This is a genomic window from Streptomyces sp. NPDC088810 (genome assembly GCF_044750305.1).
GTDB lineage: Bacteria > Actinomycetota > Actinomycetes > Streptomycetales > Streptomycetaceae > Streptomyces.
The window spans coordinates 17,041-29,651 of record NZ_JBIVJQ010000018.1 but is presented as its reverse complement, the minus strand read 5'-3'; the positions used below and the strand labels follow the sequence as shown (position 1 = coordinate 29,651).

Sequence of the window (12,611 nt, the reverse complement as noted above, 5' to 3'; positions counted from 1 at the left end):
GGCGAGAGTTCCTCATCGGTGCCGGGTTGTCAGTGGCGGCTGTCACTCTGTGGGCATGACGAGCAGGAACAGGTACACGGTTGCGGTTGCCCCCGAAGTGGACTGGGATGCGCAGGCCGCCGCCTTCGACGACGAACCCGACCACGGCCTGCGTGACCCGGAGGTCCGCGCGGCCTGGGCGGACCGGCTCCGTGCCTGGCTCCCCGGGCACCCCGCCGACGTCCTCGACCTAGGCTGCGGAACCGGCAGCCTGTCACTCCTCGCCGCCGAACAGGGCCACCGGGTGACGGGGGTCGACCGCTCGCCGGCGATGGTGGAGCGGGCCCGGACCAAGCTGGCCGGGCGCACCGCGCAGATCCTGTGCGGGGACGCCGCCGCCCCGCCGGTGGCACCGCAGCGCTTCGACGTGGTCCTCGTCCGGCATGTCCTGTGGGCGCTGCCCGACCCCGCCGGGGTGCTGCGGCACTGGCGGGGCCTGCTGCGCCCCGGGGGCCGGTTCGTGCTGGTCGAGGGTGTCTGGGGGACCCTCGCCCCGGTCGGCGTACCGGCCGCGCGGCTCACCGCCCACCTCGCACCGCTCACCCGGCACGTGCGCGTGGAGGGACTGTCCGCCGACTCCCTGCTGTGGGGCAAGGACGTCGACGACGAGCGGTACGCGGTGCTGGCCACCGTGTGACCGCGCCACGGGACGGGCACGTCAGGCCAGCAGCTCCGCGAAGCCGCCGGCGCGGGCCAGCGCCTCCAGCGCGTCGAGCGCGGCCACCGCGGCGGACGCGGCCTCCGGGTCCCGCCGGGCGAGCCCGCTCTCGGCGAACTCGTCCTCGTCCAGACGCCGTACGTCCCGCCCGTCCGCGGAGCGCCACAGGTCCAGGTCGAGGTCCTCCACGACCAGCTCCGACTCGGACCGCACCGCGGGGCGCGTGATGTCGCAGTACCAGCCCTTGACCGAGCCGTCCGCCGCGCGCACCTCCTTCACCGAGTACCACCGGCTCCGCCAGTAGTACTCGGTGAACACGTCACCCGGCTCGAAGCGCACGAACCCGAAGTCACGGACCCCGGACCCCGCCCAGGCGGCGCGCACGGCGATCCGGTCACCGTCGTCCCGGAGCAGCTCCGCCGGGTAACGGATCTTCGTACGGCCCGCCTTGACCAGGACGACCTCCAACCGGGCCGCCGGTTCAGCCGAGTTCACGGACATAGCGCACCTCCCGCGCGCAGACCTCGTACCCGAGCCACTTGTTGATCGCGATCATGGGATCGTTGCCGGTGTCGTTGCCCGTGAAGGCCTCGGCGGCACCGGCCGCGCGGGCCCGGTGGAGGGAATGGATCTTGGCGAGCTTGGCCAGGCCGCGGCCGCGGTGGGTGCGGGCGGTGCCGGTCATCGCCGTGGAGTAGCGGCCGTCGCCGTCGGTGTAGGCCACGGTGAACGCGACCGGCCGGCCGTCGACACAGGCGGCCGTGGTCAGCTCCCGGTCCAGCAGCGGGTGGTTCCAGGTCTCCGCGAGCCAGGCGTCGTAGTCCGTGAAGGCGTAGTCCACGTCGCTCGGTTCGTCCAGCACCGTCTCCGCGTCCAGCTCGAACAGCGGCCGGGGATCGTCCGCGAAGTCGGCGGCCGTCCGCAGCTCGACACCGGGCGGGACCTCCGGGAGCGGCGGGAGGGTGCCGTGCGCCAGGTCGAGCCGGAGGAAGTACGCGGTACGGCCCCGCCGGTAGCCGCGCCGCTCGGCGAAGGCCTGGTTCGCCGGCTCGTCCAGCGCCCAGGCGAACAGCCGGCTCGCGCCCAGGTCCGTCAGGTACTCCTCGGCGGCCCCCACCAGCAGCCGGCCGGCACCGCGGTGCGTCCGGTCCGGGCGGACGTAGATGTTCAGGGAGCCCTGGCCCGGTTCGGGGCTGTCGTGGATCAGATGGACCTGTGCCGTGCCGATGATCTCGCCGTCCTCCTCCGCGACGAGCGGCCGGAAACGGGCGTCCGGGTGGATGTGGGTGGCCGTGTGCCGGACGGATTCCGGGGTGAACAGCATGTACGGGAGAGCGAGTCGGCGGACGCGGGCGAAGCCTTCGGCGTCGGCGGGGACGTCGGGGCGCAGGGCGCGGACGAGCACTGTCATGAGGAGGCACCGTACGGGCGGGCAGGCCGGGCTGCCTCTCATTTTCCGTCGGGTGCGGGACAATCGGCCCTGTGAGCCTGAAGATCCGCATCGATGACAGCGCGCCCCCGTACGAGCAGGTGCGGGCGCAGATTTCCGAGCAGGCACGGGCCGGGGCACTCCCGGTGGGGTACCGGCTGCCGACCGTACGGGGGCTGGCCGAGTCCCTGGGGCTCGCGGTGAACACGGTGGCCAAGGCGTACCGGGCCCTGGAGGGGGACGGGGTGATCGAGACGCGGGGGCGCAACGGCACGTTCGTGGCCGCCGCCGGCTCGGCCGCCACGCGTGAGGCCTCCCTGGCTGCGCAGGCGTACGTCGATCGGGTGCGGCGGCTGGGGCTGGACGAGGGGGCGGCACTGGACGCGGTGCGGGACGCCCTGCGGGCGGCTTACCGGGAATAGGGGACATGTCGACTCGGGGGGTGCGAAAAGGCGGGCCGGATCAGCTCCGTCTCGCCGGCTCCGGTGTCCGGGTCACCGGCAGGCCCGCCCGGTGGGCCGAGCGGGCGAAGGTGATCGCGTCCTGGACCGCCGCGCCCCCGGGGTCGTTGTTGAAGTACGCGTAGACGTCCTCCCCGGCGGACCAGGTCGTCGCGATGCGGTCCACCCAGGTGTCCAGGGAACGGCGGCCGTAGCGCGGCCAGGGCTGGGCGCGGCCCTGGTGGAAGCGGACGTAGCCCCAGTCGGCGGTGCGCCACAGCGGGGTGACCGGGCGGGCCAGGACGTCCGCCCAGCACAGGGCCGCGCCACGGGACGACAGCACCTCGCGCACCTCACCCGTCCACCAGGACTCGTGCCGGGGCTCCACCGCGACCCTCGTACCGGGCGGGAAACAGGCCAGGCAGGCGTCCAGCAGCGACGGGTCGGCGCGCAGGGTGGGCGGGAGCTGCAGGAGGACCGGGCCCAGGCGGTCGCCGAGGCCCGCCGCGTGCGTCATCAGGCGGTGCACCGGCTCCTCGGGGTCCTTCAGCCGCTTGATGTGGGTGAGGTACCGGCTGGCCTTGACCGCGACCACGAACCCCGGCGGAACGCGCCCGCGCCAGGCGGCGAAGGTGTCGTACGACGGCAGCCGGTAGAACGCGTTGTTGATCTCCACGGTCGCGAACAGCCGGGTGTACTCCTCCAGCCACAGCCGCGTCGGCACCCCGGCCGGGTAGACGAGGTCCCGCCAGTCCTTGTACTGCCACCCCGACGTGCCGACGAACAGCGTCATACCCTCATGAAAGCACTACAGGTACAGGCCCGCGTCCGCGCCTTCCCGCGCGCCCGGCACCGAGGTCGGTGTGGTGCCCCGGCGCAGCGCGTACAGCTCGGCCAGGGTCGCGCCCTCCCGGCCGACGCCCTGTTCGGTGCCGAGCCAGTTCACCGCCTCCGTGCGGGTCAGCGGGCCCACCTCGATGCGGGCCAGACAGCGGCCGGGGCGGACCACGGCCGGGTGCAGCCGCTCCAGGTCCTCGTTGGTGGTGACGCCGACCAGGACGTTGCGGCCCTGGCCGAGCAGACCGTCGGTCAGGTTCAGCAGCCGGGACAGGGCCTGGCCCGCGGTGTGCCGGGCCTCGCCGCGGATCAGCTCGTCGCAGTCCTCCAGCAGCAGCAGACGCCAGCGGCCCTTGCCCGCGCCGTCGTCCTCGCCGATCGCGATGTCCATCAGGTAGCCGACGTCGGAGAAGAGCCGCTCCGGGTCCAGGACGCAGTCGACCTGGCACCAGTCCCGCCAGGACCGGGCCAGGGTGCGCAGGGCGGAGGTCTTGCCGGTGCCCGGCGGGCCGTGGAGCAGCAGCAGCCGGCCGGCGATGTCCTCGGGGGTCGTCTTCATCAGGCGGTCCATGGCCTCCGCCACCGGCGCCGTGTAGTTGGGCCGGACCTCCTCCCAGGTACCCGCGGAGATCTGCCGGGTGGTGCGGTGCGGGCCGCGCCTGGGGGAGACGTACCAGAACCCCATCGTCACGTTCTCCGGCTGCGGTTCCGGCTCGTCGGCCGCACCGTCCGTGGCCCGGTCGAGGATCTGCTGGGCCAGTTCGGCGCTGGTCGCGGTGACCGTGACGTCCGCGCCCCGGTTCCAGCGGGAGATCAGCAGGGTCCAGCCGTCGCCCTCGGCGAGGGTCGCGCTGCGGTCGTCGTCGCGGGCGACCCGCAGCACCCGGGCACCCTCCGGCAGCAGGGTCACGCCCGAGCGCACCCGGTCGATGTTCGCCGCGTGCGAGTACGGCTGCTCGCCCGTCGCGAAGCGGCCGAGGAACAGCGCGTCGACGACGTCGGACGGCGAGTCGGAGTCGTCGACGTGGAGCCGGATCGGCAGAGCGTCGTGTGGGTTCGCAGACATGCCGCCATGATCCGGCACGAGTGCGCTCCGCGCATGGCATTTCCCTCGCCGGGGAGTGCGGTTCTTCGGGCCCGGGTCCGTAGTGGCTGGTCGCGCCGTCCCCGCGCTCCTGCGGGGGCCCGGGTGTTCCCATACCGGCCCGGTACGCGGTATTCGCCACTACTGTTGTCCTTGATGGGACGTCATGGGTGGTTTTCGGGGGCTCGGCGGTGGCGGCTCACCGCTCTGCTCGGCGCGGGAGCGGCCGCTCTGGCCCTGGTGGTGACCCTGGTCGGCACGTTGCCCGGGGGCGGCGGCAGCACGGCCGGCACGTCGCCCGACGGCGACAAGGTGCACGGCACGCCCGCGACTTTGCCCGCGCGCCCGGAGCCGTACGTGGGCTGGGGCTTCACCCACACCCGGTACAGCGCCGACGAGGGCAGCGGCGCGGCCGTCGGCCGGGTCGAGCGGCTGCTGGCGCGGGGCGGCGGGCTGCCGCAGGACCAGGCGATCATGGGCTGGGGCGCCGACAACCCCGAGCCGGTCAAGGGGCGTTACGACTTCGGCGCGCTGGACCGCCGGATCGACTTCGTCCGCGGGTCCGGCGGCACCCCCGTGATCACGCTGTGCTGCTCGCCGGACTGGATGAAGGGCGGCAGGGCCGGCGCCGGCAACACCGACTGGAGCCAGGCCGCCCTGGAGACCGCGCCCACCCCCGACCACTACCAGGACTTCGCCGACCTGGCCGCGACCGTGGCCAGGCGCTATCCCGACGTACGGCACTTCATCGTCTGGAACGAGTTCAAGGGCTTCTGGAACAACGCCCGGGGCCGCTGGGACCACGAGGGCTACACGGCGATGTACAACCTCGTCTACACGGCGTTGAAGAAGGTCGACAAGGACATCATGGTCGGCGGCCCGTACCTGGGCATGGACAGCCTCGACCCGCGCGACGAGAAGGCCTCCGACGTGCTGAAAGGGCCGTGGGGTGCGGTGGACCAACGGGTTCTCGACGCCTTCGCGTACTGGAACCGCCACAAGGCGGGGGCCGACTTCGTGGTCGTCGACGGCTCCAGTTACACCGACGAGGAGAAGCTGCTGCCCGACGAGTTCGCGGCCACCGGGAAGTTCACCGCGGTGGGCGAGTGGGTCCGGCGGCAGACCCGGGACCTGCCGCTGTGGTGGGCGGAGTACTACGTCGAGCCCGCCGACGACCAGGACGAGCGCGCCGGCTGGACCGAACCGCACCGCGTCGCCGTCCAGGCCGCCGGCCTGATCGCCCTGGCGGAGGGCGGCGCGGACTCCGGTTTCTACTGGAACCCGGAGGAGCGGACGGGGCGCTGCCCCGGCTGTCTGTGGTCCCCGACGGACACCCCCGGCGGGGGCCGCGAACTGCCCATGTACGGCCTGGTGTCGCGGTTCGCGCGGGCGTTCCCGCCGGGCACCCGGTACGAGACCGTGTCCGTCGCCCCCGACGACGTACCCAACGTCCGCGTCCTCGCCACCGCGCGGACCGTCCTCGTCGTCAACACCCTCGACCGGACGATCAGCGCGCAGGTCGACGGCGAGCGGTTCGCGATGCGCGCCTACGAGGTGAAGTGGCTCGATCGCTGAGCCGCCCACCCGTCACTTCATGGTCAGGAACCGCTGCACCAGCGCGGCCAGCACCACCGCCAGCAGCGGCATCGAGAACCAGAAACTCCCTTGCAGCAGCCTGAGCCGGCGCACGCTCGGCCGGACCGCGACCCGCACCAGCTCGCGGGCGGCCAGCAGCACGACCAGGACCACGGCGGCCAGCGCCCCCACCACCGACCACGGCGTCCAGGTCACCTGCGGACCGATCGGCCCCGGATCCGGCTTCGGCACCGGCCCGGCCGGCCGGGTGCGCAGCGCGTACACCGTGACGTCCTCGTTGACCAGGACCTTCGTCAACTCCCGCCGCCCGTCCAGGTGCGCGGTCAGCCGGGGCGCCCAGGCCGCCGGGAAGCCCGCGTCCAGCTCCAGGTACGTCACCTGGCTCCGGTTGACCATCAGGTACGCGTTCGGACCGGCGTCCTTGAGCGCCCTGACCAGGCCGGCCACCAGCGCCGGGTCGGCCGGCGCCCGCGTCGGCACGTAGTTCACCCGCTCCATGTCCCGCGCACCCCAGGGCAGTGCCGGGGTCACGTCGTCGACCGGATCCTGGGTGAGCCACAGCAGCCGTACCGTGGGCCGGTCGTGGGCGTACACCCAGTTCATGGCGGTGACCTCGCCGGGCCGGGTCCGTTCGAACGGCTCGTTCCCCCAGCGGGCCACCAGGAAGCCGCCCATCAGCAGCAGCCCGGTGAGCAGCGCGGCCACCGGAGCGGCTCGCTGCCGGCGCACCCGCGCACCGGCACCGGCGCGCGGGAAGAGCGCCAGCCCGCCGAGCAGGGCCGCACCCGGCACCGCGAACATGAAGACCCGCAGCGCCATCTCGCCGCCGTACGACTGCATGCCGAAGCCCAGGAACGGCACGAACGTGAGGATCAGCAGCGAGCGTTCGCGGTAGCGGTGCGAGCGGCGCCGCCACCAGCCCCAGCAGGCCAGGGCCAGCACCGAACCGGCCAGCAGCACCCGGGTGTACAGCACCAGCTTGTGGGTGGAACTACCGCCCTGGATACGGCCCGAGACCGAGGTGGACACATTGCTGCCCACCCCGCCGACCCCGCCGAACAGCTCGTCGAAGTGCCCGGACCAGTACGGCTCGGCCATGAAGCCGACCCAGACCGCGACCAGCACCGCGCAGAGCAGCGGCAGCCCGCGCAGTTCCGACCGGCCGAGCAGGACCAGCGCCGTGAGCACGCCGAGCATCACGAACGGGGTGAGCTGGTGCGCGGGTACGGCCGCCGCGTACAGACCGGCCAACAGCAGGAGCAGCACGGCGCGTTGGCGCCGGTCGGCCGGTTCCACCTCGGCCTCGCCGGGACGCAGTTCCGTCCAGATCACCCGTGGCGGGCGGAACCAGACCAGCAGGACCGCCACGAACACCAGGTACAGCAGGTAGGTGAAGCCCTGCGGGGAGAAGTAGTCCTGGCCGACCCAGCCGCTCAGCACGAAGAGCCACAGGCCCGCCCACTTCGCCCGCCAGCTCGCCCGCATCGCGCGCGTGAGGAGGAACATCGGCGCGAGGTAGGCGAGTTGGATCGCCGTCGGCCACCAGCGGATGACCTCGGTGAAGTCGGAGACCCCGCACGCCCGGCCCACGAACGCGGCCACCGCGAAGAAGCCCGGCCAGCTCCAGCGCGCGTCCAGGTCCGGTACGGCCGAGCCGGTGCGGTCGATGTAGTCGAGGAACCCCAGGTGCTGCCAGGCCGTCGGGAACCGCGGCGCCGGTTCGATCACCGCGGGCAGCGCGTGCAGGGACACCACGGTCGTCAGCAGCGTGACCAGCAGCAGCGCCCGGTGCTCGCGGCGCCGCCGGAGCAGCGCGGCGAAGACGGCGATCAGCAGGGCCGCCCCGGCCGCCGTCGGCAGCGGCAGCACCGACACCAGGCCGAGCCCGCCCATCCGGTCCAGATCGGCCTCGCCGAGCCGCAGCGCCGGCACCCAGTACAGCACCAGCGCGGCGATCAGCAGACAGCCGAGGACGACTCCCGCCCGGGTCGGCGTCCGGCGCCGGGGCGGCTCTTCGGGTACGGCGTCCTGCGGCTCCGGCCGCCGGCCGGCCTCCACGTGGACGCCGAGGGCCAGGGTGTCGGCGTCCAGCGCCCGGGCGGGACCGGGCCGGTGCGCCGGGGTGGTGGCCGGGACCCCGCGGACACCCCAGGAACGGCCCAGGTCGGCGAGGTCGCCGTCCGGTGCCGCCGTCTCGGGCGGCCCGGCGGGCGCGGACCGCACCGTCCGCCACAGCCTCGGCGCGGCGATCGCCACGATCACCGCGAGGCTGGAGATCTCGGCGACGCCCGCGCCGGTCAGCCCCATCCGGGGCAGGAGCAGCAGCGTCGAACCCAGCACCAGCGCGCACAGCAGGCCTTGCAGCCAGGCGAGTCCGGCGGTGCGGCTCTGTGCGCGCAGCACCGCGAAGTGGATCTCCATCACGGTCCGCAGCACCGCGCCGGCCGCCAACCAGCGCAGCAGCGGGGTCGCCGCGTCCGCGTAGCCCGCGCCGAACACGCCCAGGATCCAGGGCGCGCCGAGGAACAGCAGACCGGCGATCGGCAGCATGATCCGGGACATCCGCTTCAGCGCGGCCCGGGTGTTGGCGGCCAGCCGGGCCGGGTCGTGCGAGCCCTCGACGGTCAGGGAGGCGCCCATGTTGACGGCGAGCAGGTTGGTCGTGCCGCCGATGGTGGTGGTGATGTAGAAGTACGCGTTCTCCGCGGAGCTGACCTGGGCGGCGATGATCACCGGGACGAGGTAGACCACGGCGAGGGAGAACAGGGAGCCGGTGTAGTCCCCGGCCAGGAACCTGGCGATCTCCTTCGGGGCCGGCGGGGTGGCGTGGTCGCGGGTCGCCTTCACGTGCCGGGGCACCAGCCGCCGGAACACCAGCCAGCCCAGCGGGACCACCGAGGTGGCGATCGCGGCCACCCAGGACACGAAGACCCCGGTGGTCGGCAGGGCCACGGCGAACGCGGCGAGCAGGGCCAGCTTCACCGCCGAGAACACGGTGTTCCCGACCGGTACCCAGGGTGCGCTGCGCAGCCCGGTCAGCACGCCGTCCTGCAGGGTGAGCACGTTCCAGGCGGCGACGGCCACGATGAAGCCGAGCCCGTTGAGCGTCCCGTGCAGGAAGCGGTACGACGGCCCCCACACGTCCAGGGTCAGCAGGAAGACCCCGGCCGCCAGCGCCACGATCAGGGAACTGCCCGCGTAGGTACCGAAGACGAGGCGGCCGGTGCGGTTGCCGGAGACCGGGATGAAACGGGCCAGGGCGCCGGTCAGGGTGACCGCGGTCAGCCCGGCGAGGAACTTCATCGCGGCGATGGCGGCCGACCCCTGGCCGACCGCCGACTCGGAGTAGTAACGTGCCGCGGCCAGCCAGAAGCCGAGCCCGAGCACGGCGGAGATGCCGGTGTTGAGCATCAGCGCGTAGGCGTTGCGGAACAGCGGGCTGCCCTCGCCGGGACGGCCCGTGCCGGGCGTCGTGGCGTCGGGTCTCTCCGACTCGGTCGTGGTGGTCGTGTCAGACACGGGAACGGATGGCCTTCCGGCGGACCTGGCGGGCTCTGCGGACGAGGGCGTAGCCCTTGGTGAGGGCGCGGTCGCGGGCGAAGGTGCGGGTGATGGCGCGGCCGAGGAGCAGCCGCTCGAACTCCTCGGCACCCGTGCCGCGGCGGACCGTGACGCGCTTCAGGGCGTACGGGCCCTGGCGGCGGCGGGCGAGGGCGTTGCCCACGGCCAGCGCCTGGGCGTACCCGGCCGCGCGCACGGCCTGCCGGACCCGGCGGCTGGAGTAGCCGTACGGGTAGGCGAACGACACCGGGTGCGCGCCGAGTTCGGCGGCGAGGATCTCCGTGCAGCGGGTCAGCTCCGTGCGCAGCTCGCCGTCGCCGAGCTGGTCGAGCTGCGGGTGGGTGTGGCTGTGCCCGCCGATCTCGACGCCGGCGGCTGCCAGTTCCCGTGTCTGGGCCCAGTCGAGCATGGTGTCCGGGCCGCCGCCGGTGTCGTGGGCGCCCCTGAGCCAGCCGGTGGAGACGAACAGCGTGGCCGGGAAGCCGTGCTCGGCGAGCACCGGCAGTGCGTGCCGGTGGACGCCCTCGTAGCCGTCGTCGAAGGTGATCAGCACCGGCCGGACGGGCAGCGGGCGCCCGGAGCGCCAGCGGCCCGCGAGGTCCGCGGTGGTCACCGGGGTCAGGCCCAGGTCCCCGATGAGCGCCATCTGCTCGGCGAACGCCCCCGGCGCGACCGACAGCTCCCGGGTGACCCCGCTCGGCGCGCTCGCCACGGAGTGGTACATCAGGATCGGCACAGGCACATCACTCATGGCGCCCCCTTGGTTCCGGCACTCGGACGGCCCCGGCACCGGAGGCTCGTACCGACTCCGCCGGCGTCTGTGCCGGCGTCTGTGCCGGTTCCTCCGTCGGATGCACGGGCGGGGCTTCGCCAGGGGGGCGGATCGGTGTCGGGGTGAAGGTGGGGCCGGTTCGGCGGTTCCGTAGGGTGCCCACCGCGTAGCCGACGGCGGCGCTCAGCGTGCCGGTGATGATCGCGGCCGCGCGGGCCGCGCCGCCCGGGCGGAGGAGCAGGGCGTCGCGCAGGCCCCGGGCGATGCCGGCCGGCAACACGCGGGTGGTGTACCGGCGCTCGGACTCCAGGCCCTTGTCCGCGCCGACGCTGCGCGCCACCAGCGCCTTGGACAGGCCCTCGGCGTAGGTGCGGGTGCGGAAGTAGGCGAAGCGCTCCCGGGGCCGGGGCACCCGGTGGTGGATCACCGCGCGGTCGTCGATGAGCAGGACGGCGTCGGGGCGGGCGTGGGTGAGGCGGATGCACAGCTCCGTCTCCTCGCAGCCCAGCGGGCGCCGGTCGCGGTCGCGGCCGATGCCGGTGGCGAAGCCGCCCGCCGCGGCGAAGGCCGTACGCCGGAAGGAGGCGTTCCCGCCGAGGACGTTGCGGACCCGGACCCGGCCGGGCGGCAGCCCCTTGTAGGTGCAGCCCACCACCCAGTCGAACTCCTGCGGGAACCAGGCCGGCCGCCGGCCCGACGCCCAGCTGGGCACCGTGCGGCCGCCGACCGCCAGCACGCGCGGGTCGGCGTACCCCGCGGCGAAGTGCCGCAGCCAGTCCCGCTCGGCCACCGCGTCGTCGTCGAGGAAGGCGATCACCTCGCCGCGGGAGGCGGCGATGCCGGTGTTGCGCCCGGCGGACAGGCCGCGCGGCCCCGCGTTGGACAGGACGCGGACGCCGTCGGTCTCCTGGTACGCGCGGGCCAGCCGGTCCCGCAGGGCCGGGTTGTGGTCCACGACCAGGAGCGTCTCCAGCGCCGGATACGACTGCGCGCGGACCGAGGAGACCGCCGCGAGGATGTCCTCCCAGCGGTCCTCGGTGTACACGCAGATCACGACGGAGATGCCGGGATCCGTCAAGAGACTCCTCCCCGCCCGGTGTGCAGCAGCGGCGAGTGGTGGGTGCGGCGGCGCAGGTCACGCCGGTTGGACCGCTCCTTCAGGATCACCTTCAGCACCCGCAGCCCGTCCCGGACGGCCCGCAGATTGCTGGTGCCGTGGATCCGGAGGTACTCGTGGCTCGGGATCTCCTGCACCTTCAGGCCCGCCTTGACCACTCTGATGTTCATCAGCGTCTCGACCTCGAAGCCCGTGCAGTCGAGGTCGATCTTGTCCAGGCAGTGCCGCCAGAACGCGTTGTACCCGTAGCACAGGTCGGTGTAGCGGGCGCCGAACTTGCGGTTGACGACGGTGCACAGCGCCCAGTTGCCGAGCTTGCGCACGAAGGTCATGTCGTCCGTGGCGCCGCCGTTGGCGAACCGCGATCCCTTGGCGAAGTCGGCGCCGGAGACCAGCGCGGAGACGTACGACACGATCTCGCCGCCGTCGGCCGAGCCGTCCGCGTCGACCATCACGATGATGTCGCCGGTGCACGCCTCGAACCCGGTGATCAGGGCATCCCCCTTGCCCTTCCCCCGCTGTTCGACGACCTTGACGTCCGCCCGCAGGGAACGCGCCACGTCGACGGTGCCGTCCGTGGAATTGCCGTCCACCAGGACCACTTCGTGTATCCAGTCCGGCAGACTCCTGAAGACGTAGGGCAGGTTCTCCGCCTCGTTCATCGCGGGAATCACCACGCTCACCGGCGGAGTGATCGCCAGGTGGGAGGAGATGGGTCGGAAGTCGGCGGCGAGGAAGGGATCCTGCCCCGAACTCGGCGGGCGCACAACGGAAGTCATGAGTGTCTTTCCCTCTCGTCCGGTGGACCGCCCGGCCCCCGGGCGGCCCGGCTCTGTGTCCGGTTCGAAAGGGGGGCTCTCGTCTGGGGTACGGCGGACCCACGCCCGGACCGAAGTCCGTGACGGCCTCCGTTTCCGCTGACGAGTTGGCAAAGCTGGCCGGTCTGCCGGAAAGCAGGCAGCCGGTCGCGCGGCACGGCTCGGTCACCGTTGCGGTCACCGAGCACGGCACCCCCCTACCGCGCCCCGCGCCGGAATCGCCGCGGCCCTGAACCCTCCCCTGGGACCATGAGCGACGC

Annotated in this window: 11 protein-coding genes; 3 read left to right on the top strand and 8 right to left on the bottom strand. The window is 73.3% G+C overall.

Translation table 11 applies throughout. The annotated features are described in order from the left end of the window. Positions 1–55 precede the first annotated feature (55 nt). Positions 56–676, top strand: coding sequence for a class I SAM-dependent methyltransferase (locus ACIP4Y_RS36990; RefSeq protein ID WP_401401126.1), 621 nt, complete (start codon positions 56–58; stop codon positions 674–676). A 21-nt stretch (positions 677–697) separates the two neighbouring features. Here the strand turns inward: ACIP4Y_RS36990 and ACIP4Y_RS36985 are convergent, their stop codons facing one another. Both ACIP4Y_RS36985 and ACIP4Y_RS36980 read right to left on the bottom strand, forming a co-directional pair. Next, positions 698–1,198, bottom strand: coding sequence for a DUF402 domain-containing protein (locus ACIP4Y_RS36985; protein ID WP_401401123.1), 501 nt, complete (start codon positions 1,196–1,198; stop codon positions 698–700). Further along, positions 1,179–2,108, bottom strand: coding sequence for a GNAT family N-acetyltransferase (locus ACIP4Y_RS36980; RefSeq protein WP_401401120.1), 930 nt, complete (start codon positions 2,106–2,108; stop codon positions 1,179–1,181). Before ACIP4Y_RS36980 ends, ACIP4Y_RS36985 begins: the two co-directional genes overlap by 20 nt. A gap of 71 nt (positions 2,109–2,179) precedes the next feature. Here ACIP4Y_RS36980 and ACIP4Y_RS36975 point away from each other — a divergent pair, with 71 nt between their 5' ends. Then, positions 2,180–2,548, top strand: coding sequence for a GntR family transcriptional regulator (locus ACIP4Y_RS36975; RefSeq protein ID WP_401401118.1), 369 nt, complete (start codon positions 2,180–2,182; stop codon positions 2,546–2,548). A 40-nt stretch (positions 2,549–2,588) separates the two neighbouring features. On the opposite strand, the gene ACIP4Y_RS36970 is transcribed toward ACIP4Y_RS36975, so the two are convergent. Next, positions 2,589–3,359 (bottom strand): DUF72 domain-containing protein, encoded by a 771-nt coding sequence (locus ACIP4Y_RS36970; RefSeq protein ID WP_401401115.1) that lies wholly within the window; start codon positions 3,357–3,359, stop codon positions 2,589–2,591. A 15-nt stretch (positions 3,360–3,374) separates the two neighbouring features. Then, positions 3,375–4,469 (bottom strand): DUF5925 domain-containing protein, encoded by a 1,095-nt coding sequence (locus ACIP4Y_RS36965; protein WP_401401112.1) that lies wholly within the window; start codon positions 4,467–4,469, stop codon positions 3,375–3,377. Positions 4,470–4,643: 174 nt separating this feature from the next. Between ACIP4Y_RS36965 and ACIP4Y_RS36960 the strand changes: the two genes are divergently transcribed. Then, positions 4,644–6,062: a xylan 1,4-beta-xylosidase gene (locus tag ACIP4Y_RS36960; RefSeq protein WP_401401109.1), complete on the top strand. Its 1,419-nt coding sequence runs from the start codon at positions 4,644–4,646 to the stop codon at positions 6,060–6,062. 12 nt (positions 6,063–6,074) lie between these two features. On the opposite strand, the gene ACIP4Y_RS36955 is transcribed toward ACIP4Y_RS36960, so the two are convergent. Genes ACIP4Y_RS36955 through ACIP4Y_RS36940 form a run of 4 tightly spaced genes read right to left on the bottom strand, consistent with a single transcriptional unit; the run spans position 6,075 to position 12,312 of the window. Then, complete coding sequence (locus ACIP4Y_RS36955) at positions 6,075–9,602, bottom strand: lipopolysaccharide biosynthesis protein (protein ID WP_401401107.1); 3,528 nt, start codon at positions 9,600–9,602, stop codon at positions 6,075–6,077. Continuing rightward, the gene (locus tag ACIP4Y_RS36950; RefSeq protein WP_401401104.1) at positions 9,595–10,395 is read right to left on the bottom strand and encodes a polysaccharide deacetylase family protein; all 801 of its coding nucleotides are present in this window, start codon (positions 10,393–10,395) and stop codon (positions 9,595–9,597) included. Before ACIP4Y_RS36950 ends, ACIP4Y_RS36955 begins: the two co-directional genes overlap by 8 nt. Then, positions 10,388–11,494: a glycosyltransferase family 2 protein gene (locus ACIP4Y_RS36945; RefSeq protein WP_401401101.1), complete on the bottom strand. Its 1,107-nt coding sequence runs from the start codon at positions 11,492–11,494 to the stop codon at positions 10,388–10,390. Before ACIP4Y_RS36945 ends, ACIP4Y_RS36950 begins: the two co-directional genes overlap by 8 nt. After that, positions 11,491–12,312 carry a glycosyltransferase family 2 protein gene (locus tag ACIP4Y_RS36940; RefSeq protein ID WP_358642359.1) on the bottom strand — a complete coding sequence of 274 codons (822 nt, stop codon included), beginning with the start codon at positions 12,310–12,312 and terminating at the stop codon, positions 11,491–11,493. The genes ACIP4Y_RS36945 and ACIP4Y_RS36940 overlap by 4 nt, the downstream gene beginning before the upstream one ends. Between the last annotated feature and the right edge of the window lie 299 nt (positions 12,313–12,611).